The sequence below is a fragment of the Salipiger aestuarii genome (assembly GCF_003259905.1).
Taxonomy (GTDB): Bacteria; Pseudomonadota; Alphaproteobacteria; order Rhodobacterales; family Rhodobacteraceae; genus Salipiger; species Salipiger aestuarii.
Genome location: NZ_QLMG01000017.1, coordinates 1 through 21,658 on the forward strand (window position 1 = coordinate 1; position 21,658 = coordinate 21,658).

A 21,658-nucleotide genomic window follows, 5' to 3' on the forward strand; every position below is an offset into this window, starting at 1 on the left:
CAGCCTTGAAGAAGCCGGGGCGCGCCTCTTCACCTTCACTCGGCTTGACCCGTCGCAATGGAAATCGGCCCGGACCACCAACGCCATCGAACGCCTGAACGGGGAGTTCCGCCGTCGCATCAAGACCCAAACCGTGCTGCCCTGCGCCGAAACCGTGCCGATGCTGCTCTGGGCGCTGCTCGCCTCAGGCCAGATCCAGATGCGAAAGGTCGATGGCTGGGAAACCCTCTCTCAGCCCATCGAACCGATGCCTCTTGACCTCGCCGCCTGAAAAAACGAGCCTTCAAATGCCCGGAGCACGCCGACAGGGAATTTCCACAGCATTTGCGACACGACCAGCCGCCAGGCATGCGTTTTCTGAACACGAGAATGCCATGTGGGCGCGGCACTGGGTTGAGAGCATGTGGAACGCCCCGACGCCCGAGGAGTTCTGGCGATGCTTGATAATCGCAAAGACTTCAATGGATGCGCGCGTGAGCCCCGTAGCACCAAAGACCAGTCTCTGGGGACAATACGCACCTGTGTTTCGAAGAGCGAGAAAGTCGGCAATCAAGGACCGAAACAAGGAGAGAGAGAAGAGGCTTGTTGGACAGGAAGCTCCTGAGCCGGTTTTCGTCACCACGGCACAGTAGGGGCATAACTGGCCCAACGTATTAAAAGTGGTTCTATTGAGGTAGTTTGCACGTTTCACTGGCGTGCAGAGTACCAACCAGCCAAACGCTACCCAAATGATACCCACAGCAAAACGCGCAGACGCAACGGATCGCTCAATAACGCACAAGCCATTGTTTTATTTCGGTAAATGTGGTGCCCGGGGGCGGAGTGCAGAAAATACCCTGAATCAATGACTTACGCGAAAGTGGGACACTCAATCTTCCCATAGTTTCATTAGGTTTTTCAGGGTTTTTGTCCCACCAATTCGGCGCTTTACGGCCAACGGAATCCAATCCTTCGGAATCAAAAACCCCCACCGGTTGCGACCAGTGGGGGCCATGAAAACCGACTAGCGGGACCGGCTAAGTCCCCGTGTCGCGGCACCGAAAGAGGAAGATACGATGCCCAGAAATTATAGCGCCAAAGCCACCAAAGACCAAGGCCCGCTTGACCGGCCTATGACCTTCACCAACTTTACCAATCAATGGGCTTTCGAGAAGAAAGAGGTGCGTGGTTCGCTCCGCAAGCTGGCCGTTCAAATCGAAGCCAAGACCGCCAAGAGCAAAGGCAAGCTGCCGTGGATCAAGGCGGCGACCTTCGGAAACATGAAGAGTGCGAAGGGCTGCTACCGCACAAATGACAATGTGGAGCACGTGACCGGCGTGGAAGGCGACCACGACGCTGGAACAATGCAGCCTGAAGAGGCGCATGCTCTGCTGGAAGCGGCGGGTCTTGCAGCGCTTGTCTACACCACGCCGTCGCATACGCCCGAGAAGCCGCGCTGGCGCGTCATCTGCCCCTTCAACAAGTCCATGCCGTCCAAAGACCGCTATCGCCTTCTGGCGCGCGTCAACGGCGTGCTGAAGGGGGCGCTGGCGGGCGAATCCTTCGTGCTGTCTCAATCCTACTATGCAGGCGGGGTGGAAGGTAGACCGCCGGTCCAGACCTTCCTTGCCGATGGCCGCTATCTTGACGAATCCGACGATCTGGACGCCGGGGCGATGGGCAAGCCCGGGACTATCGGCGGGACCGGCGGACCGGGCGAACGGCTGGACGAAGCCGCCGCGCTTGAAGCGATCCGCACTTCTGAAAACTTCCACGTCGCCGCCATTCGGCTGGCGGGGCATTGGGCCGCACAAAGCGAGCCGTTGTTGCGCGTTGGCGAAAAGCTGCGCGCCGCTTTCAATGAGGTGCCCGAGGCCGAACGGGACTCGCGCTGGTATGAGCGTGTGAAGACGATCCCGGACATTCTCACGCATGTCTATGGGCGGGAAGTGTCGAAAGCCGCGCACGCGATAGACGACGATCTGATGGCCGACTTCGATGAAATCTGGATTAACCAGCACCCCGACGGCGAAGAGCCTGAATTTGTGGATGAGCTGGCGGGCTTCGATCTTGACCAAGATGGTGTCATCCACGCCTTCACCGATAGGCACGTTGGGGAATTGCTCTTCGATCACAACGCCGGGCGGTGGTTCCGCTTCATGGGGCACCGCTGGCAGCGCGAGGAAACCCAGCTCGCCAAACACTACGCCCGAGCCGTCTCCACCGATCTGGCGGCCCGCGACCCGAAGGCCAAGGCGCTGAAGAACGTGAACGTATGGGAAGCCATTGAACGCGGCGCGCGCACCGTGCGCGAGTTCGCTTTCTCGGCTTCGGGCTGGGACAGTGACGCCATGCTGCTCGGCACGCCCGGCGGCGTGGTGGACCTGCGGACAGGCCAGCTCCGTCCCGGGCAGCCTGAAGACTATGTATCAAAGGCAACGGCGGTCACGCCCGTTCCGCTCGATTCCTTCGATCCTGAGCTGGATTGCCCGCGTTGGGTGGCGTTCCTTGACCAAGCCCTTGGCGGCGACACGGCGGCGATCCGTTTCTTCCAGCAATGGGCTGGATACAACCTCACGGGCGAGACCCGCGAACAAGTGCTGCTTTTCATCTACGGCCCCGGCGGCTCTGGGAAGACCACGGCAGTTTCGGTGCTGTATGATTTGATGGCCGAGTATGCCGCCAACGTCGCCACGTCCACGCTCACGGCGCAGCGGCATGAGGCGCACCCGGAAGAACTGGCGCGTCTCCACGGGCCGCGTATGGCGGTTGCAAGCGAAACGGAAGCAGGCTCGAAATGGGCTGAGAACCGTATAAAGGCGCTAACGGGTGGCGACCCGATCACAGCCCGCTTCATGCGTCAGGATAGCTTCGAGTTCCGCCCGGCCTTCAAGCTGACCATCGTGGGTAACAATGCGCCCGGCCTGAGCGACGTGGACTCCGCGATCCGTCGCCGCTTCATGATCCTGCCCTTTGACCACCCACCCGCCGCGAAGGACGAACACCTGCCCGAGAAGCTGAAGGCCGAGTGGCCGGGGATTCTGTCGTGGGCAATCCGGGGGGCGCTGGACTGGCAGGAAAATGGGCTGGTGCGCGCGGCCGTCGTGGAGGCGGCCACGCGGGACTACTTCGCACGGGAAGACACGTTTTCCTGCTGGCTGGAAGACGAGTGTGAGCTGGGTGGCCCGGAGATGGACGTGACTGGCCTTGGCTATGTGGAGACTACGGCAAAGCTTTACCGTTCGTGGAGCGACTATGCCTATCGCAATAGGGAAGAACCGGGCTCTTTGCAGAGGACATTTCCCGAGAAGCTCAAGAAAGCGGGTTTCAAGGCCGTCAAAGACAGGGGCGGTATTCGTGGGCGTGGATTTGCTGGCATTAAGCTGCGTGAAGACGACGAGGGTGACTGCGATGACCTTATCTAAGTTATTGAAATCACTCACTTGCGACAAGTGCGACATGTCCTCCGGTTTATCGCCTAAAGCAACCTTCTTGAGTCCTATAGGGGTATTACCGGCGCACATGTCGCACTTGTCGCAACCCTGCCGAACCTCGCCCGTAACGGTAGCCGGAAAGCAGAGTTTTGCCGAGATTACAGGCGTTACCGTAGCGGGTCCCTCCCGTGTAGTCGCGTCGGGGGTAACGCAGAGTCCCGGCATTTTCCGCTGTACAGAAAGCTTTAGACGGGAAACCCGGGTTCTAAGGCTCCGGGAACTTTTGCTCACTGCCGAAGATGTCCATTATTTCAACTATTGCCTTGCGAGCATCATCCAGAATTTTCTTGACGGGTTGTTCGCTATCAAACTCCCCGCCATGAGCAATGCGGTTCCGGCGCTCATTCAGCTGTTTGATCGGCCCGTTCCAAAGCTGCTTGAGGTGCACGTGTTCCTCATATTCTTCCATTATCGGAAGAAGTATCCCTGTGAACTTCCTGTGAATACCGTTCGCGTCCTTCAGGAGAGTGTTGACGAAATCAAGTGGCAAACCTTTGGTTGTCACCAACTCGTCCCGGATCGCAAAGTTTGTCATCAACTCCATGCAGATTGCTGCGCGCAGTGTTGCCGAAGAGTATTCGCCACGTTGATAGAGACCTATGGTCTTCTTCCAGTTCCTCGCGACCTTCTCGTCATCTGCCGCTTCCGCATATGGTTTCTTCCGAGATTTCTCTTTCAGTTTTCTTCGTGCCATCAAAACCCCTCCATTTCTACCAACGTCAATAGGAGCAAGTAATGAACGCAGAAGCAACCGCGCTTACCGCAACCGAGCTGGCCGAGATTGATGCGTTGGTTTTCGCACCTGATCCGGAAACAGTTACCGCTGGAAAGTTGGCCGAGTGGCTGGGGCTAACCCCGAACCGAGTGTCGGCCCTCGCACGGGAAGGCGTGATTCCCCGGGACGCTGACAAGAGGTTCCCGCTCCGAACCGCGATCCGCGCCTATTGCGATCACGCCCGCGCCGGAGCCACTGGCCGCCGTGCCGATACCGAACTGGCTGCCGAAAAGCTCCGGTTGGCAAAAGAGCAAGCCGACAAAATCGCCTTTGCCAACGCCCGCGCCCGTGGCGAATTGATCACGGCAGGCGAAGTCGAAAGGGCGTGGGCTGGCGTCCTGCGTGACGTGCGTGCCGCCTTCCTTGCTTTGCCAAGCCGGGCCGCTTCCAAGCTCGGCCACCTTACACCCCATGACCTTGCGGCGCTGGATGAAGAAGTCCGCGACGTACTATTGGAGCTTGCCGAACATGAGTGACACTCTGACACTGACCCGCCGCAACGCTATGGCCGCCCTCAAGCCGCCGCCGCGTCTGAGCCTGCCGGATTGGATCGAAACCACCATGCGGCTGCCGGAGGGCGTCTCTGCGACCCCGGGGCGTGTCACGCTATGGCCGTATCAGCGCGGCATCGCAGAAGCCATTTCCGACCCGCTGATTGAGCGCGTGACCGTGGTGAAGCCGGTGCGCGTCGGGCTGACCACGCTGCTTTCGGGCACCGTGGCCGCCTACATCGCAAACGAGCCCGCGCCGATCATGGTCTTGCAGCCAACCGAGGCGGACGCCCGCGACTACGTGGTAAGCGATCTGGAACCGATCTTCTCGGCCACGCCCGAGCTGAAGGGGCTCATGTCTGCCGAGACCGACGAAGCCGGGCGCAACACGCTGCTGTCCCGCCGCTTCCCCGGTGGCAGCCTCAAGGTGGTGGCCGCCAAGAGCCCCCGCAACCTGCGCCGCCACAACGTCCGCGTCCTGCTGATCGACGAAGCCGACGCAATGGAGCCGGGAGCCGAGGGCTCGCCCCTCACGCTGGCCGAACGCCGCACCCTAAGTTTCCCCAACCGCAAGATCGTGCTCGGCAGCACGCCCACGCTTGAGGCCACGTCCAACGTGCTGCGGAGCTACGCCAACAGCGACTCCCGCGTCTATGAGTGCCCGTGCCCACACTGTGGCGACTTCCACGAAATCACGTGGGCGGACATACAATGGCCCGAAGGTGAGCCCCTGAAGGCCGCCTATGTCTGCCCGAACTGCGGAGCCGTGACGGAAGAGCGGCAAAAGCCTGCTATGGTGACCGCTGGGCGCTGGCGGATCACGCGGCCCGAGGTGGAAGGTCACGCCGGTTTCCGGCTCAACGCGCTTGTCTCCACACTGGCAAACGCGAGTTGGGGCAAGATTGCGCAAGAGTTTCTGGAGGCGAAGGCGCACCCCGACAAACTGCAAGTCTGGACAAACACCCTCATGGGCCAAGGTTGGCGAGAGGCTGCCGAAGAGATTGACGAAGCGGCACTGGCCGCCCGGGCCGAGCCTTTCGCGTTGCCCGATGCGATACCGGGGGACGTGCTCTTTGTCACCTGTGGCGTGGACGTGCAGCGCGACCGACTGGAAATGGTCTTCGTGGGTTGGAGTCGAGATGAAGTCTTCATTCTAGGCCAAGATGTGATCTATGGCGACCCAATGGGCGATGATGTGTGGGCTGAACTGGACGACGCTTTGCACACCATTTGGAAGCACCCCAAGGGCGGCTTCCTGCGCGTGGACGCCACGGGCATCGACGCGGGCGATGGCGTGACGATGGACCGAGTCATTGGCTTTTGCCGCCCGCGCATGGGCCACCGTGTCTATGCGGTGAAGGGCGCGTCTGGCGACCGACAGGCGATCAAGGCCAGCGACACAAGGGGTGCACGGCTCTTCATCGTGGGCGTGGATGGGCTCAAAGGCCAGCTGATCAACCGGCTGACCCGAGGCCGCTCTGTCCGCTTCTCTGACACGCTGGAAGGGCGTTTCTATGAAGAGCTGGCGTCTGAACGGCTTGTGGTGCGGTATCGTATGGGTGCACCGATCCGGCAGTGGGAACGCACCCCGGGCCGCCGAGCGGAGTCACTCGATTGCGTGATCTACGCAATGGCCGTGCGGAATCTGGTGAACGCCAACGTGGACCGACGCGCCAAAGAGATTGAAACGGTGACAATGCCGAAACGCCGCGTTATCGTTGCAAAAAGTAAATGGCTTGAGGGATAGCCGTAATGACAAATAAGAAATATCAAATTTTTGTATCATCGACATTTCGAGACCTAGCGGATGAGCGACAAGACGCTATTAGAAATATTCTTGATTTGAAACACATACCGGCCGGTATGGAGCTTTTCCCGGCAGCAGATGTGGAGCAATTAGAATACATTAAGCGTGTAATTGACGAATGTGACTACTATCTGTTGGTTATCGGGGGTCGATATGGCTCTGTAGATGAGGGTGGCGTTAGCTTCACCGAGCGCGAGTATGATTATGCTGTCGAAACGGGGAAAGTCGTGATTGCATTCGTTCACAATAATCCAGCGACAATTCCTCTTGGTAAAAGCGAGACAACACAAGAAGCAATTGATGCTCTCAATAGCTTTCGAGAAAAAGTTATGGATGGTCGTTTGGTGAGGATGTGGAATACTCGGCAAGATTTGGAGCCTTTGGTTTTAAAAGCCCTCATTCACGCATTTAATGATCTGCCTCAGCAGGGTTGGATTCGTGGAGACACTGCCGCTAGCGACGAAACTCTTGCTCAAGCGAACAAGGCTTTGCAAGAAAACGCCGAGCTAAAAGGAAAGCTAGCTGAGCTTAAAAATAAATCTGAGCCCGCAATAGAAGGTTTGGCTAATCTTAGCTCAACATTTTCGGTGAGATGCAGGCGAAAAGCAAGGAGAAGTAACGGCTCCCCCCATTATTACGACGAACCTTTTGGAGCGACTTGGGCAGATCTTTTTGTTTCTATTGCGGGTTGCCTGACGCGACCAATGGTTGATGTCGTCATCGTGAAAGGAGTACAGGCTTTAGCTGAGGACTGGGGGTTGGCAGAAGTTACCTCAATGTACGATGCTGATAGAGTGACCATTAAAGCGCAACTGTTGGCACTTGGCCTTATAGAAGCACGACAATCTAAAGCAACGCAAGGTGGCGTTCAAGAATTTCTGTCTCTTACTGACAAAGGCCGCCGATTATTCCTTGAAATGCGAGTTGTTCGGGATAGCTAATTAGGGACTTTTTCGAGAAAAGATAACCTTTTCATTAATTCGGGATCGAAGCCTAACTCTGGGTAGTCATCCCAACCTAGCTCATTCAAACGCCGCAAGGCGAACTCAGCCGCTATTATAGGTGGATCGTTTTTGTAAGCCAGATATTCTAGTTTCTTACGGAGCGTCATAAAATTTTCCCTTCGACTGGTGTGGCCGAGCAGATAAAAGAAATCCGGCTCGGCCACTGGCTCTCGATTGTAGGCTACCAACCCACGCCTCAATCCATACTTGCTCTACATTTAATTGACAAGCTAATTTTTTAATGTAGGAATCAGCCTCGGAAACTCTCTGGAGGCACTATGACCAACCCTTCGTATCTCTCTGTTGGCGATCTTGCGCAACGCCTCGCACCGATCACTGGCAACTCTGAAGCATTTCACGCCCGCCAGCTTCGGGCGCAAATCCGGGAAGCGGCGCTGAAGCCGTCCTTGCGCGGCGGCTCTGGCGCGACCGCCCCGGCACTCTTCGACGAAATCGGCCTTTGCCGTGCACTTGTCCTTCACGCCCTTGCCAGCGTGAAGCAGGAAATGGACACGCTCAAAGCCGTCGCAACGATCATGGAAACCGTGGACCCTCGCGCCCGGAAGGCCGACGTGGTGGAGCCTGACGGCATGGAACTGGCCGTGGCTCGCATCCGTAACGGCGAACCCATGTTCCTGCATCTCGAATTTTCCATGTGGCCCGAAGAAGGCGAAGAAGACCGCGAAGTCTCTGGTTGGATCACTAATGACCCGACGCCGAACGACTCAGCGATCATGCCCCGCCGCGCATGGATCGTTCTTCCGCTCCACCACGTTCTGAAGCCGCTGGTGGGCTGATCTCATGTCCCTGCTGTCCCGCCTCATTCCCTTCAAGCGCGACGCGGCCCCGGTGGCCGTCCGATCCTTTGACGCGGCTGCCGGTGGCCGACGTGGCGCGGGCTTTGGGCGGCACTTCGGCTCGCACGGCACCGAGACTCTGGCCGCGGCCATTCCGGTGCGCGCCCGGGCTCGGCACGCCTATGCAAACAACGGCTATATCCGCAACGCCGTGGACGCGATTGTAGCCGAAGCCGTGGGGGCGGGCATCGAAGCCAATTCGGCCTATCCCGACAAGGATGTGGCCGCGCTGATCGACAAGGCGTTTTCCGACGCCGATCTGGACGCCGAGGGCCGCACCGACTTCCGGGGCATGACCGCCGCCGCCGTGCTGGCCGAGATCGTGGACGGGGAAGCCCTCTTCGTGGCCGAGAACCGGGACGGGCGCACCGTTTGGCGTCAATACCCTGCCGAGGCGCTGGACGAGTCCGACACCCGCGACTTGGGCGACGGGGGCTATGTGGTGGCGGGCGTGGAATTTGCCGCCAATGGCACGCGCCGCGCCTATCACTTCCGCCCGCAACGCCCGACCGATCTTTTCCCGACTGCGCAAGAGTCTATCCGCGTTCCGGCTGAAGACGTGATCCACATTTTCCGCCAGCTCGGCTCGGGCCAAGTGCGCGGCATTTCCCAGCTCGCCCCGATCCTGTTGACCGTCAATGAACTGGACCAAGCCCTAGACGCTATGCTGGTGGGGCTCAAAATCTCTTCCATGTTTGCGGGCTTCGTCACTGACACCACGAACATGGGCGGCGCTGGTGAAGCCTTCCCCGAAGCCGATGGTGGCGACATCTCCCTTGAACCCGGCGTGGTGCGTGTCTTGCCGGGTGGCACTGACATCAAGTTTGCGGCGCCTGAGCAAGCCAAAGAGTCCATCGCCTTCGCAAAGCTGACGCTCGGCCAGATTGCCGCCGGGCTGGGCGTGCCCCAGCACCTCGTGGACGGCGATCTGAGCCAAGCCAACTATTCCAGCCTGCGGGCGGGACTCTTGCCGTTCCGAGCCAAGGTTGAGCAATACGTTTATCACACGCTGGTCCCGCAATTTTTGAATCCCGTCTTCCGGCGTTTCGTCACCGACGAATACGTTGCTGGACGTCTGGATGTGACTGACCTTACTGCCGCCCAAAAGGCCGAATGGCTGCCGCCGCGCCCGATGCAGGTGGACCCGCAAAAGGACATGGAAGCAGCACGTGCTGCCCTCGACATGGGGCTGACCAGCCGCCGCCAAGCCGTCGCGCAACTCGGCTGGAACGTGGCCGAGCTGGACCGCGAGATTGCCGCCGACCGCGCCCGCGAAGCGGAGCTTGGCCTGACCTTCAGCGCAAAGGAAACCACCAATGCCCCTTGATAACGCAATGACACGGGCCGCCACGACCCGCCCAAACAGTTACAACCCTGAGACGCGCCGCGTTTTGGCAGTGATCGCCACCCCGTCGCCTGTCACACGGCGCGACGCCCGGGGCGCGTTTCACGAAGTCCTGACCGCTGACACGTTGGACCTCTCGATTGCCGGACTGCCCGTTCTCGACTCGCACAACACTGCGTCCGTCCGCCACCAGATTGGCCGCGTCCATGCCGTCACTATCGAAGGCGACAACGTGGTGGCCGAAATCGAAATTACGTCCGCCGATGACGCCGCGCCGATCCGGCAGCGCGTGGAAGACGGCACCGTAAGCGGAGTCAGTATTGGCTACCGCGTCACTGGATGGACCGAACGAAACACGCCGCAAGGCCGGGTCAAGAGCCCGACCGGGTGGCGTCTCACCGAGGTCACGTTGACCTCTAACCCGGCGGACCCCGCCGCACGACTGAGGCACCAAGAGGAGTCCCCCATGCCTGAGACTATCGAAACCCTTTCGCCGCAAGAGGCGGAAACGCAACGCCGGAACGACATCCGGGGGCTTGTCCGCGCTGCCGGGCTTGGCCCGGAGCTGGCCGACCAGCTCATTGACGACGAGGCCGACATGACCGCCGCCAAGGCTGCCGTCTTCGACGCCCAGCAAACCCGCCGGTCGGCCCCCGTGGTCCGCTTGCATGGCTCGAACGAAGACCCGGCCACCATCCGCACCCGGCAAGCCGAGGCGCTGGCCTATCGTATGGGCGGGCTGGAAGAGCTGCCCGAGGCGTCGCGCACCTTTGCCGACGTGAGCCTGATGGACATGGCCCGCGAGGCCGTGGATCGCATGGGCACCAGCACGCGCGGCATGAGCCGGGACGAAGTACTGCACCGCGCCGCCGCGCACGGCACCAGCGACTTCGCCCTAACCGTCATGGACGCGACCGGCAAGACCGCAATGGCGTCCTACCGGGCCGCCGAAAGCCCCCTGAAGGCGCTTTGCCGCAAGCAAACGCTCCGGGACTTCAAGACTAGCACCGCAATTCGCCTTGGCGAAATGGGCGAGCTGGAAGAGATGGCCGAGAATGGCGAGTTCACGTCCACCAGCCGGGCCGAAGAAGGCGAGTCCATCAACCTCAAGACCTTTGGCCGCCGGATCGACTTGACCCGGAATCTTATCATCAATGATGATTTGAACCTTCTGTCAGACACCGTGCGTGCTTTTGGCGAAGCCGCTGCCCAGACTGAAGCCGCGATCATGGTGGCAATGCTGACTGGCAACCCTGACATGCGCGACGGCATACCCGTCTTCGACGCAAGCCGAGGCAACATCGGCGGCACCGCTGGGCTGCCGTCCAAGGCAACCTTGACCGAGAACCGCGAAGCCATGCGCCTGCGCACCGGCACCGATGGCAAAACGATCATCGACGCCCCGCCACGCTACCTTCTGGTGCCCGCCGATCTGGAAACCCAGGCCGAGGAAATCCTTGCCGCGATCCAACCCGGCACCACTGCGGACGTGAACCCGTTTGCGGGCAAGCTGAGGCTGCTGGTGGAACCCCGTTTGCCGTCGGGCACGTGGTATCTCTTTGCTGACCCGGCACGGCTGGCCTGCCTTCGTTACGCTTACATGAGCGGGGCCGAGGGCGTCCAAGTCCAACGCCGCGAAAGCTGGAACACGCTGGGGCTGTCCTTCCGGGGCTTCCTCGACTTTGGCGCGGGCTGGCTCGACTGGCGTGGTGCTCAACGTGTGGCGACTTCCTGATGGCTTTGACGCTCGATCAGCTGACGCAGGCCCGTGACGCGCTCTTGAAGGCGCGTGCGGGTGGCGTGCGACGCTTTCGCGACCAGAACGGCGAAGAAGTCGAATACAAGTCCGACGCCCAAATGGCCGCCGCTCTGGCGTCTCTGGATCGGCATATTGCCGAGCTGGCCGGTCGTCGCACGCCAACAACCCTCAACTTCCGCACCTCGAAAGGAACCTGAAATGCGCAACTTCGTGCAACCCGGTGAAAACATCACCGTGACCGCCATGGCCGCCGCCAACTCTGGCGATGGCGTCAAACTCGGCAATCTCTTTGGCATCGCGTCCGGTGACACCGCCATTGGCGATCCGCTCGTGATTGTCACGACCGGCGTTTTCGACATGCCCAAAGTCTCCACCGATGACTTGGCCGTGGGCGATGCGATCTATTGGAAGGCTGCCGATACTGCCGTCACCAGCACGGCTAGCGGCAACACCAAGATCGGCGTGGCCGTCTCGGCAGCGGGCAACCCTTCCGGGTCAGTCCGCGTCCGCCTTAACGGCACGTTCTGAGCCAATGCCCGCCGCTTCCACACATACCCGGACACCGTTGCCGCCGCCCACGCGGCGGGGGCTGTCCCGCGTGGAAGCGGCGGACTACATCGGAGTTGGTGCGTCCAAATTTGATGCAATGGTGTGCGACGGGCGGATGCCCAAAGCCAAGAAAATTGACGGGCGGCGCGTCTGGGACGTGCGTGCTTTGGACCGTTTTTTTGACGCCTTGCCCGGTGGAGACGAGTCCGGCCACAATGCGTGGGACGAATAGATGTCAGAGGATTCGATGAAATTCAGATTGAAATACGTGGCGGAGGACGTGGACCGCCATGGCAACGTCCGCCTCTACTACCGCCGCAACGGACCGAAAGTCCGCTTACGCGGCCCCACCGGTTCGCCTGAGTTCTTGGCAGACTACCGCGCCGCCGCCGCTGGCTCGAAAGAGGTCAAGACCGACAAGGCCGGGCGTGTCGTGCCGAAGAGTTTCAGGTGGCTTTGCGTCCAATACTTCCAGAGCGCCATGTTTCAGGAGCTTGACCCCCGAACCCAGAAGGTCCGCCGGTCCATCCTCGAACGCTTCTGCGAGCACAAGGGCGACGGGGACAAACCTTTCGCTCAATTGCTGCCACGCCATATCCGCGTCCGCCGCGATGAGATGGCCGACCGGCCCGAGGCCGCCAACGGCATGGTGAAGGCCGTGCGCCAGCTCTACCGCTACGCGCTTCGCTATGACCACCACGACGATAACCCGGCGGAGAAGGTCGAATACCTGAAAGGCAACCCGGACGGCTTCCATTCGTGGACGCTGGCCGAGATTGAAAAATACGAAGAGGCGCACCCGATTGGCACGCCCGCGCGGCTCGCCTTGGCGCTTGCCCTCTACACCGGCCAGCGCCGCGCCGATCTTGTGGTGCTCGGCAAGCAACACGTCCGCGACGGGTGGCTGACCTTCACACAGCATAAGGGCAGGAACCGGAAGCCCGTGCGGATGGAAATCCCGGTCATTCCTGCATTGCAGCGGGTTATCGACGCCACGCCCACAGGGGACCTGACGTTCCTTGTGACCGCCTTCAATCGCCCGTTCACGTCCAACGGCTTTGGCAATCGCTTCCGCAAGTGGTGCGACGAAGCCGGGCTTCAGAACTGTTCCGTCCACGGGCTTCGCAAGGCCGCCGCCGCGCGTCTGGCCGAGCAGGGATGCACGGAACAGGAAATCATGTCCATCACCGGGCACCGGACCAGCAAGGAAGTCACCCGCTACACGCGGGCGGCCAGTCAGAAGACCCGTGCGGAAAGCGCGCTTCGCCGTCTTTCCCGAGAACAAACCCCGGACGAAAGTGTCCCACTTTTGGCGGCGGTTGTTCCCGGTGGGACAAAATCGCAACCTAAGTAGCTGATAGTAAACAATTCTAAATAAGGATGGTGCCCGGGGGCGGAATCGAACCACCGACACGAGGATTTTCAATCCGGCGCTATTCAAAGCAACACAAGCACTTATGGGATCACAGCACGTCAAACCTCTGACGGCGGATCAAATACTTACGCGGAAATTGTCAAACCGGCGCGGGCCGATCTGACAAACGAAAACCCCGGCGCGACGGCAATCGCAACCGGGGCTAAAGACGTTGTGGAAGGCGTCTGTTCGTTGCCAGAGTATACCGCACTTTTCCCGATCTTGGCAATGCATTGGGGGGCGCTGGTATGAACGCTCTGACCCCCCAAGCGATGCTTTCCGAGCCGTGGCCCTACCTGGGCACCCCCGAGGAACGCGCGGCGCTCTTTCGCAAGGAACTGTTGAGCGCGGCCCTGGGCTACGCGGCCAAGGGCTATCCGGTGTTCCCGGCCCTTATGATCGACGGCCAGAAAAAGCCGCTGGTCAAGTGGGGCAAGGGCGAGGATGGCCACCCGGACCTGACCAAGCGGCGGGCCACGACTGACCCCGAGACGGTCAAGGCATGGTGGGCGCGCTGGCCCCTGGCCATGATTGGAATGCCCACGGGCAAGCCGTCTGGCGTGGTGGTGCTGGACATTGACCGCAAGAACGGGGTGGACGGGCTGGCCAATCTGCGGGCGGTCGGGATCGACCCCTATTCCCTGTCCCCGGTCATATCCATCACCCCGAGCGGCGGCTTGCATGTGTTCATGCGCTACAACGGCCCGCTCAAGAACTCTGCGGGCCTCTTGGCGGCGGGCGTCGATATTCGGGGGGACGGCGGCTATGTCGTCCTGCCCCCGTCCCTGCCTTCCATCACCCGCGATGAATACCAATGGGAAGGGGGCGGCTATGGGTGCCTGTAACCTTCCCGAGTATCCCCCCGATCTGCGGTCGCTTGAGGATACCAAGCGCGGCGAAAAATGGGCGAGGCGGGCGCTGGAAGCTGAGGCGGCGATTGTGGCGGGCGCGATGAACGGCACCCGCAACACGACGCTGAACAACGCGGCGCTCAAGCTGGGCCACAAGGTCGCGTCGGGATACCTGCAAGCGGCTGAGGTCGAGGCGGCGCTTATGGAAGCGGCGCAACGGTCGGGCCTTGCTCAAGAGGATGGCCCCGAAGCGGTGCGCGCCACAATCAGGAGCGGCCTGACGGCTGGCCTGCAAGAGCCTGAGCACCCCCAAGACCGGCCCGACTATCAGTCAGCCCCGCGCGGCCCGACGATCATTCAACCGGCGCCGGCGCGCGAGAGCCAATTCTATTCGGCGGCATCGCTCAAGGGAAAGCCGGTCCCGCCCCGGCAATGGCTGGTGCACGGGCTGGTGCCCCAAAAGACCGTCACGCTTTTCAGCGGCGACGGGGGCACCGGCAAGAGCCTTTTGGCGCTGCAACTGGCGGTCGCGGTCGCGGCGCAAACGGCATGGATCGGCAAGACGGCGAACACCGGGCGCGTGATCTTCCTGAGTGCCGAGGATGACGACGACGAATTGCACCGTCGCCTTGATGACATTCTGACGGCTGAGGGCCGGGACTATGACGATCTGTCGGGCCTTACCCTGCGGTCACTGGCGGGCGAGGATGCGTTGCTGGCGGTCGAGACGCAAATCGCCCTGATGCAATCCGCGCTATTCGAGGAACTGGACAAGCGGGCGGCTGAGGAAGCCCCGGCCTTGATCGTCATTGACACCCTGGCGGACGTGTATCCGGCCAATGAGAACGACCGGGCCAAGGTGCGGCAATTCGTGGGCATCCTGCGCGGTCTGGCGATCAAGCGGAAATGCGCGGTCCTGTTGCTGGGCCACCCGTCCCTGACCGGCCTCAATAGCGGCACGGGAACGTCAGGATCGACGGCATGGAATAACTCTGTCCGGTCGCGGCTCTACCTGTCGCGGATCAGCGACAACGGCTTTGAGCCTGACCCTGACGCACGGGTGCTGTCCACCAAGAAAGCCAACTACGGGCGCACGGGTGGCGAGATCAACCTCAAGTGGGAAGCGGGCGTATTCGTCGCTGAGGCGCAGCCCACGGGGCTTGATGCACTGGCGGCGGGCGCACGGGGTGAGCGGGTATTCCTCAAGCTGCTGGACACTCTGACGGCGCAAGGTCGCTACGTCTCTGCCAGCCCCGGCCCGACATACGCCCCGACGCAATTCGCCAGCCACCCCGAGGCTGAGGGCTGCACAAAGCGGGCGCTCAAGAGCGCGATGGATGCGCTTTTCGGACGTGGCGAGATCGTCATTGCCAGCCACGGCAGCGGCGCAAAAGCCCGGTCACACATTGCCAGAAAGGGGGCCGATCATGGTCAAGAGTAAGGGTGCAACCCCCGGTGCAATACTGAGTGCAACCCCCGGTGCAACCCCCCGCCAACGCCCGGTCAACGGGGGTGCGACACATACCCCTTATACCCCGAGCGTTGCACCCGCCCTTGGCGGGTGGGTGCACGCCGCAAATGGCGGGCGGCATCTGGTCCCAATGCCCCCGTTTCTGAGTGGGTATGAAACCGGGGGGCTGACTTGCGCTTTCGCGCTGTGCGGATCGGGGGTGGCGGCATGAAGGCATCCACCAAAGCAATCCGCTTCCTTGAAAGCCTGAGCATCCCCGAGGGGCCGAAAGCCGGTCAGGCGGTGAAGCTGGCCCCGTTCCAAAAGCAATTCGTCAAGGGTGCCCTGGCGGACGGGGTGAACGTGGCCTGTCTGAGCATCGGCAGGGGCAACGCGAAAACCGCGCTGTCTGCGGGTATCGCTCTGGGCGCGGTGAAGGGGGAATGGGATCGTCAGCCCCGGCGGGAAATCCTGATAGCGGCCCGGACGCGGGATCAGGCGCGCATCGCGTTTGACTTCGTGGTGGGATTCATCCGGTCGCTTCCCGAGGATGAGCAAGCGGCCTTTACGATCCGGCGCAGCCCCCGGCTTGAAATCGAGTATGACGGCGACGGCGGCGGACACTTCGTCCGGGCTATTGCGGCGGACGGCAAGACGGCTCTGGGATCAGCCCCAACGCTGGTGCTCATGGATGAGCGGGGGCATTGGCAGGCGGATCAGGGGGACGCCCTGGAACACGCCCTGTTGTCCGGTCTGGGCAAGCGTGGCGGGCGGGCGCTGATTATCAGCACGAGTGCGGCGGATGATGCGCACCCTTTTTCCGTCTGGCTGGATGAGGAACAAGATGGCGTCTATCGCCAAGAGCATCGGCCCGCCCCCGGCCTTCCTGCGGACGATCTTGAAAGCCTCAAGCTGGCCAACCCCGGCGCAGCCTATGGGATCGGCTCAAGCCTTGAATGGCTGCAAGGTCAGGCACGGCGCGCAATTGCGCGGGGCGGATCGACCCTGACAAGTTTCCGGCTCTACAACCGCAATGAGCGTGTCAGCGGCGAAACCCGCGACCTGCTGTTGACGGTCGATGAATGGTTGTCCTGCGAGACGGCGGACTTACCCCCCCGGCAAGGTCAGGTGGTCATCGGGATCGACCTGGGCGGCTCTGCCAGCATGACGGCAGCGGCATTCTACTGGCCCGAGACGGGGCGGCTTGAGGCTCTGGGCACCTTCCCGTCAAAGCCTTCCCTGCTGGACCGTGGCCAGAATGACGGCGTGTCCGGGCGCTATGTCGAAATGCAGGATCGGGGCGAGTTGTCCACCCTTGGCGATCAGACGGTTCCCGTCGCGCCCTGGCTGGTCGAGGTCATGGCCCATGTGGAAGGCGAGCCGGTCGCGGCGATCACGGCGGACCGATACAAGCAAGCCGAACTTGGCGAGGCGATAGACCGGGCGGGCATCCGGTGCCCGATCATCTGGCGCGGCCAAGGTTTCAAGGATGGCGGCGAGGATTGCGAGCGGTTCCGGCGCGCGGTTTATGACGGCAAGGTGAAAACCGCCCCGTCGCTGCTGTTGCGGTCCGCTTTCGCGGATGCGGTCACGCTGCGCGATCCGGCGAACAATCTGAAATTGGCAAAGGCGCGGTCCACGGGCCGGATCGACGCGGCGGCGGCAACGGTGCTGGCGGTCGCTGAGGGTGCCCGGATGATGGGCCGCCCCGCTCACAAGGGAGGGCGCATCGCATGGGGATGATGGAAACCGCATCGCGGCTGATAGCGAAACACGGGCAAGCGGCAACGCTGCTGCGGCCCGGTGAGGGCACGGTTGACGAATACGGGGGATACACCCCCGGTCCTGACACGGCCTATCCCTGCACGGCCTTCGTGGTCGCTTCGACCGTGAATGAGGAATTCATTGCCTCTGGGCTGATGGATGTTGGCGATCAGCGGGTTTTGGTTTCGGTCGAAGGCTTGGCGATCACGCCAAAGACGACTGACAAGATCAAGATTGGCACGACCGTTCTGGGGATTGTCCGTGTCGTGCCCCACGCCCCCGGCGGAACGCTGTTTTTCTATGAAATTCAGGGGCGCGATTATGTCTGATCGGAAGGAATACGCCCGCCATTCCCGGCGGATCACGCGCGGCCCGCGCTGGAAGGCTCTGCGGATGCAGGCGCTTGAGCGCGACGATTGGCAATGCGTCCAGTGCGGCAACCGGCACCGGCTTGAGATCGACCATATCGAGCCGGTCAGGGATCGGCCGGATATGGCGTGGTCGCTGTCCAATCTGCAAACGCTCTGCGGGCGCTGTCATTCCCGCAAGACCCGTATCGAGATCGGCTTAGGCCGACCCGACCCCGCCCGCGAGGCGTGGAAAAAGCTGGTCCGTGAAACGGGCCGAAACCTTATCGAGCACGAAAGGAAATCAGATGCTTGATTCTGTCAAAATCGCACGGCGGCAAAGCGAAATCCGCCAGACGCTTTCGGAACTGGTCGGCAAGGACAAGCCGTCCGAGGATGAAACCCGCCAGATGGAAGAAATGGACCGCGAATATCGGTCCAATGAAACCCGCTATCGTGCGGCGCTCATTGCCGAGGATCAGGAACGGCGGGAAGCCGGGGCCGATCTGGAAACCCGGTCCAGCCGGGAATGGGCCGAGGTCATGGCGGGCTTTGAAATGCGCCAAGTGGCCCTTGCTCTGGATGAGGGCCGCGCCCTGGACGGCAAGACGGGCGAGATCGTCACTGAACTGCGGTCGCGTGGCGGCTATCGCGGCGTTCCGGTGCCGTGGGAAGCCCTGGAAATCCGGGCCGGTGAAACCGTGGCGAGCGGCACCCCCGACCCGATCCGCACGGCCCCGATCATCGAGCGGCTTTTTGCCGGATCGGTCGCGGCCCGCATGGGTGGCCAGATGGTCAACGTGGGCGTGGGCGAGGTCGAATATCCCGTTGCCACGTCCAGCGTGACGGCGGGGTGGGCGACTTCGGAAACCGGCAACGTGACTGGCCCGAGTGCCTACACGACCGTTGATCGGCCCTTGAAGCCGGATCACAATTTGGGCGTCCAGATGCGCATCACGCGCAAGACGCTCAAGCAATCCGGCAGCGGCCTTGAGCAAGCGGTGCGGCGCGACATGAACGGCGCTATCGAGGAAGCCCTTGACCGCGCCGTGTTCCTGGGCAGCGGATCGGCGGGCGAGCCGACCGGCCTTTTCGCGGGTGCATCCGGCTGGGGCATCAATGAGCAAGCCGTTACTGCGGCCCCGACCTGGGGGGCGTTCCGGTCCGAGGTGGTCAGCTTCATCACCGGCAACGCGGCAAGCGGCCCCGGCGATGTGCGGCTGCTGATCCGTCCCGAGGTCTGGGACACGATGGACGCGGACATTTGGGACGCGGGCAGCGGGATCACGGAATGGGATCGTCTGACGGCGGCGCTGGGCGGCATCACGATGAGCCACAATGCCCTTGCCGATCCGACCGGCGATCCTGCGGCGACAAGCGCGGTCCTGACGACCACGGCGGGCGGTGTTCCCCCGTTCTTCGTGGGGACGTGGGGCGCAATCGACTTGATCCGCGATCCGTATTCGGACGCGCAATCGGGCGGGCTGCGGCTCACGGCGCTGGCCACGATGGACGTGACCATTTCCCGCGCGGTGCAAACCCGCATCCTGACGGGCATTCAGTGATGCTCTGGGCCGGTTCCAAAGGCGGGCTTGAGGTCCGCACCTCTGCGGACGGGGCAACCGTCCTGCGGGGCCGGTTCCCGTATGCCGTCCCGACTGTCTTGCAAGGCGGTCGGGAACGGCGACGGGAAGTATTCGAGGCACGGGCTTTCGGGGCATCGGTCGCGGCTGGCGGTGACGTTCACTTGCTGGTGCATCACGACTTCGACCGTCCGCTTGCATCGCGGGCGGCGGGAAGCCTTGAGATCAGGGACGGCGATGACGCCCTGACTTTCGAGGCGACGATTGCCCCGGAAATGCGCGGCGTGGGCTATGTCACCGACTTCCTGGGCACCCTTGCGGCGGGGCTGGTGGGCGGGATCAGCCCCGGCTTTCGCGTGACGGACGGCGGCGACCTGGTGAGGCGCGATAGCGACGGGCTTTTGCGGGTGGTCCGCTCTGCGGAACTGATCGAGATCAGCGCCGTGACGAAACCCGCCTATCCCCAAGCGCAGATCGAGGCGCGCAACTGGACACCATGCGCGGCGGTCGAGGACCGGACGCTTGCCCATGCGCTCAATCGGTGGAGGCTCTGACATGGCGGCGACACTGAAAGAGGTCGAGGCAATCCCGGCCAGCTATCCGAACATCACGGGCCTGAGCGTTCCGGCGGCGATGCTGGATCAAGCGGCGCTCTGGCAGCGGATCGAGGCTTATTGCCGGATGCGCTGGGCGGTGCGGGAAGTGGTCTGGACGGTCGAGGGGGAAGGCGCATGGGAAGCCCCGTTGACGCCCGCCACCCTGAATACGGTCGAGGTCTGGGAAAGCGGCGCATGGGTGGAATGCACTCCGGCGGCGTCCCCTTGGGGCGGCTATGATCTGCCCGGTGACGGCCCCTATCGGATCACGGCGGACGTGGGGGGCGGCGACGTTCCCGCGGCTGTCTCTGAGGCGTTCCGGCGGCTTGCCGAATACCTGACGGACGCGACGGATCGGGCGGGCGTGTCCAGCTATTCCGTCAACATGGGTGGCGCGATCGAGGAAAGCTATCAGCGCAACCCGGCCTGGGTGGCGCGCGCAATGGAACTGAGCGGCGCGGCGGACCTGCTGCGGCCTTACAAAAGGAGGGCCTGAGCATGTGGCCATTCAAGCGAAAGACGGCTGAGGAAACCCGGTCCAGCGGATCGGGTTTCACGGCTGAGATCATGGCAGCGCGGGAAGCCTATGTATCGGGGCGGCGCGGCATTGCCGAACTGACGGCCACGGCTCAAGGCGCTGTGACGCTCTGGGAAGGCGGTCTAGGGCTTGCCGATGTATCCGGCACCGATCTACTGGACCGGCGGTCCCTGACGCTCTGCGCCCGGTCTCTGGCCCTGCGGGGCGAGGCGCTATTCTTGATCCGTGACGCGGGGCTTGTTCCGTGTTCCGATTGGGATCTGCGCACCCGCGACGGACGGCCCACGGCTTACCGCGTGTCCGTATCCGAGGCGGGCGGCGGACGGTCTGAAACCGCGCTGGCGGCTGAGGTGCTGCACTTTCGGATCGGGTGTGACGTGTCCGCGCCCTACTATGGCACGGCCCCGCTCAAGCGGGCGCAACTGACGGCGGGGCTGTTGAACGCGGTCGAGACGGCGCTTGCCGAGGTATTCGAGACGGCACCGCTGGCCAGCATGATCGTGCCCTTTCCCGAGGCACCGCAAACCGACCTGGAAGCGATGGCGCGCGGTTTCCGGGGCAACCGGGGCAAGGTGCTGATCCGCGAATCCGTCAACGTCGCGGCGGCGGGCGGACCGGCCCCGATGCAGGACTGGAAGCCCCACGACCTTTCCCCGGACCTGTCGAAAGCCATGACGCGCGAGACGCTGGCGGCGGCGCGGGATGCGATCAACATGGCCTTTGGCGTCCTGCCCGGCCTTACTGCGCCCGCCACAACCGGGCCGATGGTCAGGGAAGCGCAAAGGCATTTGGCGCAATGGGTGCTGCAACCTGTGGCCATGGGCATTGCCGAGGAAGCATCGGACAAGCTGGGATCGGCGGTCACGCTGGACGTGATGCGGCCCCTTCAAGCCTTCGATGCAGGCGGACGGGCGCGGGCGATCACGGCGATAGTGGGTGCCTTGGCGCAAGCGAAAGAGGCGGGTGTTGATCCGTCCGACGCTCTGCGGCTGGTCGATTGGGGGAATGAGGTGTGAAGCGTCCAACCTCAAGCACCAAAGAAACCGCGTTTCGTT

Annotated in this window: 21 protein-coding genes; 20 read left to right on the forward strand and 1 reads right to left on the reverse strand. The window is 62.2% G+C overall.

The features are described 5' to 3' along the window. Both ATI53_RS10520 and ATI53_RS10525 read left to right on the forward strand, forming a co-directional pair. Window positions 1–271 (forward strand): transposase (locus ATI53_RS10520; protein ID WP_211315395.1); only part of this gene is annotated, 271 nt, incomplete at its 5' end. A gap of 841 nt (window positions 272–1,112) precedes the next feature. Then, window positions 1,113–3,404: a phage/plasmid primase, P4 family gene (locus ATI53_RS10525; protein ID WP_170134555.1), complete on the forward strand. Its 2,292-nt coding sequence runs from the start codon at window positions 1,113–1,115 to the stop codon at window positions 3,402–3,404. A gap of 274 nt (window positions 3,405–3,678) precedes the next feature. On the opposite strand, the gene ATI53_RS10530 is transcribed toward ATI53_RS10525, so the two are convergent. Next, window positions 3,679–4,167 carry a hypothetical protein gene (locus ATI53_RS10530; RefSeq protein ID WP_111550357.1) on the reverse strand — a complete coding sequence of 163 codons (489 nt, stop codon included), beginning with the start codon at window positions 4,165–4,167 and terminating at the stop codon, window positions 3,679–3,681. A gap of 41 nt (window positions 4,168–4,208) precedes the next feature. Between ATI53_RS10530 and ATI53_RS10535 the strand changes: the two genes are divergently transcribed. The 18 genes from ATI53_RS10535 to ATI53_RS10625 all read left to right on the forward strand — a co-directional run bounded on the left by ATI53_RS10535 (window position 4,209) and on the right by ATI53_RS10625 (window position 21,619). Then, the gene (locus tag ATI53_RS10535; protein WP_111550358.1) at window positions 4,209–4,724 is read left to right on the forward strand and encodes a hypothetical protein; all 516 of its coding nucleotides are present in this window, start codon (window positions 4,209–4,211) and stop codon (window positions 4,722–4,724) included. Further along, a complete protein-coding gene (locus ATI53_RS10540) occupies window positions 4,717–6,486 on the forward strand; it encodes a phage terminase large subunit family protein (RefSeq protein ID WP_111550359.1) in 1,770 nt (589 codons plus the stop codon). Before ATI53_RS10535 ends, ATI53_RS10540 begins: the two co-directional genes overlap by 8 nt. Before the next feature lie 5 nt (window positions 6,487–6,491). Continuing rightward, a complete protein-coding gene (locus ATI53_RS10545) occupies window positions 6,492–7,487 on the forward strand; it encodes a DUF4062 domain-containing protein (protein WP_111550360.1) in 996 nt (331 codons plus the stop codon). A gap of 341 nt (window positions 7,488–7,828) precedes the next feature. Next, entirely contained in the window at window positions 7,829–8,347 is a 519-nt protein-coding gene (locus ATI53_RS10550; protein ID WP_111550361.1) for a hypothetical protein, read from the forward strand. Window positions 8,348–8,351: 4 nt separating this feature from the next. Further along, complete coding sequence (locus ATI53_RS10555; protein WP_111550362.1) at window positions 8,352–9,734, forward strand: phage portal protein; 1,383 nt, start codon at window positions 8,352–8,354, stop codon at window positions 9,732–9,734. After that, on the forward strand, window positions 9,724–11,487 hold the full coding sequence (locus ATI53_RS10560; RefSeq protein ID WP_111550363.1) for a prohead protease/major capsid protein fusion protein: 1,764 nt from the start codon (window positions 9,724–9,726) through the stop codon (window positions 11,485–11,487). Before ATI53_RS10555 ends, ATI53_RS10560 begins: the two co-directional genes overlap by 11 nt. Then, complete coding sequence (locus ATI53_RS10565) at window positions 11,487–11,708, forward strand: phage head-tail joining protein (RefSeq protein ID WP_111550364.1); 222 nt, start codon at window positions 11,487–11,489, stop codon at window positions 11,706–11,708. Before ATI53_RS10560 ends, ATI53_RS10565 begins: the two co-directional genes overlap by 1 nt. Window position 11,709: 1 nt before the next feature. Continuing rightward, complete coding sequence (locus ATI53_RS10570; protein WP_111550365.1) at window positions 11,710–12,039, forward strand: DUF2190 family protein; 330 nt, start codon at window positions 11,710–11,712, stop codon at window positions 12,037–12,039. A 253-nt stretch (window positions 12,040–12,292) separates the two neighbouring features. Further along, on the forward strand, window positions 12,293–13,414 hold the full coding sequence (locus ATI53_RS10580) for a tyrosine-type recombinase/integrase (protein WP_111550367.1): 1,122 nt from the start codon (window positions 12,293–12,295) through the stop codon (window positions 13,412–13,414). 308 nt (window positions 13,415–13,722) lie between these two features. Next, window positions 13,723–14,319 carry a bifunctional DNA primase/polymerase gene (locus ATI53_RS10585; protein ID WP_111550368.1) on the forward strand — a complete coding sequence of 199 codons (597 nt, stop codon included), beginning with the start codon at window positions 13,723–13,725 and terminating at the stop codon, window positions 14,317–14,319. Continuing rightward, the gene (locus tag ATI53_RS10590) at window positions 14,306–15,766 is read left to right on the forward strand and encodes an AAA family ATPase (protein ID WP_240778566.1); all 1,461 of its coding nucleotides are present in this window, start codon (window positions 14,306–14,308) and stop codon (window positions 15,764–15,766) included. Before ATI53_RS10585 ends, ATI53_RS10590 begins: the two co-directional genes overlap by 14 nt. Window positions 15,767–16,003: 237 nt before the next feature. Then, window positions 16,004–17,518: a terminase TerL endonuclease subunit gene (locus tag ATI53_RS10595; protein WP_205912136.1), complete on the forward strand. Its 1,515-nt coding sequence runs from the start codon at window positions 16,004–16,006 to the stop codon at window positions 17,516–17,518. Next, on the forward strand, window positions 17,509–17,868 hold the full coding sequence (locus ATI53_RS10600) for a hypothetical protein (RefSeq protein WP_111550369.1): 360 nt from the start codon (window positions 17,509–17,511) through the stop codon (window positions 17,866–17,868). Before ATI53_RS10595 ends, ATI53_RS10600 begins: the two co-directional genes overlap by 10 nt. Continuing rightward, on the forward strand, window positions 17,861–18,202 hold the full coding sequence (locus tag ATI53_RS10605) for an HNH endonuclease (protein WP_111550370.1): 342 nt from the start codon (window positions 17,861–17,863) through the stop codon (window positions 18,200–18,202). Before ATI53_RS10600 ends, ATI53_RS10605 begins: the two co-directional genes overlap by 8 nt. Continuing rightward, entirely contained in the window at window positions 18,195–19,451 is a 1,257-nt protein-coding gene (locus ATI53_RS10610; RefSeq protein ID WP_111550371.1) for a phage major capsid protein, read from the forward strand. Before ATI53_RS10605 ends, ATI53_RS10610 begins: the two co-directional genes overlap by 8 nt. Beyond that, window positions 19,451–20,023, forward strand: a complete 573-nt coding sequence (locus ATI53_RS10615; protein WP_111550372.1) for an HK97 family phage prohead protease — start codon at window positions 19,451–19,453, stop codon at window positions 20,021–20,023. Before ATI53_RS10610 ends, ATI53_RS10615 begins: the two co-directional genes overlap by 1 nt. A 1-nt stretch (window position 20,024) precedes the next feature. Beyond that, the gene (locus ATI53_RS10620; RefSeq protein WP_111550373.1) at window positions 20,025–20,561 is read left to right on the forward strand and encodes a hypothetical protein; all 537 of its coding nucleotides are present in this window, start codon (window positions 20,025–20,027) and stop codon (window positions 20,559–20,561) included. Between the two features lie 2 nt (window positions 20,562–20,563). Beyond that, entirely contained in the window at window positions 20,564–21,619 is a 1,056-nt protein-coding gene (locus ATI53_RS10625; RefSeq protein WP_111550374.1) for a phage portal protein, read from the forward strand. The last annotated feature ends 39 nt before the right edge of the window (window positions 21,620–21,658 follow it).

Bases quoted from the DNA above. Each gene is read 5' to 3' on its own strand.
- ATI53_RS10545 (WP_111550360.1), top strand. From the start codon at position 6,492: ATGACAAATAAGAAATATCAAATTTTTGTATCATCGACATTTCGAGAC.
- ATI53_RS10550 (WP_111550361.1), top strand. From the start codon at position 7,829: ATGACCAACCCTTCGTATCTCTCTGTTGGCGATCTTGCGCAACGCCTC.
- ATI53_RS10595 (WP_205912136.1), top strand. From the start codon at position 16,004: ATGAAGGCATCCACCAAAGCAATCCGCTTCCTTGAAAGCCTGAGCATC.
- ATI53_RS10540 (WP_111550359.1), top strand. From the start codon at position 4,717: ATGAGTGACACTCTGACACTGACCCGCCGCAACGCTATGGCCGCCCTC.
- ATI53_RS10580 (WP_111550367.1), top strand. From the start codon at position 12,293: ATGTCAGAGGATTCGATGAAATTCAGATTGAAATACGTGGCGGAGGAC.
- ATI53_RS10560 (WP_111550363.1), top strand. From the start codon at position 9,724: ATGCCCCTTGATAACGCAATGACACGGGCCGCCACGACCCGCCCAAAC.
- ATI53_RS10600 (WP_111550369.1), top strand. From the start codon at position 17,509: ATGGGGATGATGGAAACCGCATCGCGGCTGATAGCGAAACACGGGCAA.
- ATI53_RS10570 (WP_111550365.1), top strand. From the start codon at position 11,710: ATGCGCAACTTCGTGCAACCCGGTGAAAACATCACCGTGACCGCCATG.
- ATI53_RS10620 (WP_111550373.1), top strand. From the start codon at position 20,025: ATGGCGGCGACACTGAAAGAGGTCGAGGCAATCCCGGCCAGCTATCCG.
- ATI53_RS10535 (WP_111550358.1), top strand. From the start codon at position 4,209: ATGAACGCAGAAGCAACCGCGCTTACCGCAACCGAGCTGGCCGAGATT.
- ATI53_RS10565 (WP_111550364.1), top strand. From the start codon at position 11,487: ATGGCTTTGACGCTCGATCAGCTGACGCAGGCCCGTGACGCGCTCTTG.
- ATI53_RS10590 (WP_240778566.1), top strand. From the start codon at position 14,306: ATGGGTGCCTGTAACCTTCCCGAGTATCCCCCCGATCTGCGGTCGCTT.
- ATI53_RS10525 (WP_170134555.1), top strand. From the start codon at position 1,113: ATGACCTTCACCAACTTTACCAATCAATGGGCTTTCGAGAAGAAAGAG.
- ATI53_RS10555 (WP_111550362.1), top strand. From the start codon at position 8,352: ATGTCCCTGCTGTCCCGCCTCATTCCCTTCAAGCGCGACGCGGCCCCG.
- ATI53_RS10625 (WP_111550374.1), top strand. From the start codon at position 20,564: ATGTGGCCATTCAAGCGAAAGACGGCTGAGGAAACCCGGTCCAGCGGA.
- ATI53_RS10530 (WP_111550357.1), bottom strand. From the start codon at position 4,167: ATGGCACGAAGAAAACTGAAAGAGAAATCTCGGAAGAAACCATATGCG.
- ATI53_RS10615 (WP_111550372.1), top strand. From the start codon at position 19,451: ATGCTCTGGGCCGGTTCCAAAGGCGGGCTTGAGGTCCGCACCTCTGCG.
- ATI53_RS10585 (WP_111550368.1), top strand. From the start codon at position 13,723: ATGAACGCTCTGACCCCCCAAGCGATGCTTTCCGAGCCGTGGCCCTAC.
- ATI53_RS10605 (WP_111550370.1), top strand. From the start codon at position 17,861: ATGTCTGATCGGAAGGAATACGCCCGCCATTCCCGGCGGATCACGCGC.
- ATI53_RS10610 (WP_111550371.1), top strand. From the start codon at position 18,195: ATGCTTGATTCTGTCAAAATCGCACGGCGGCAAAGCGAAATCCGCCAG.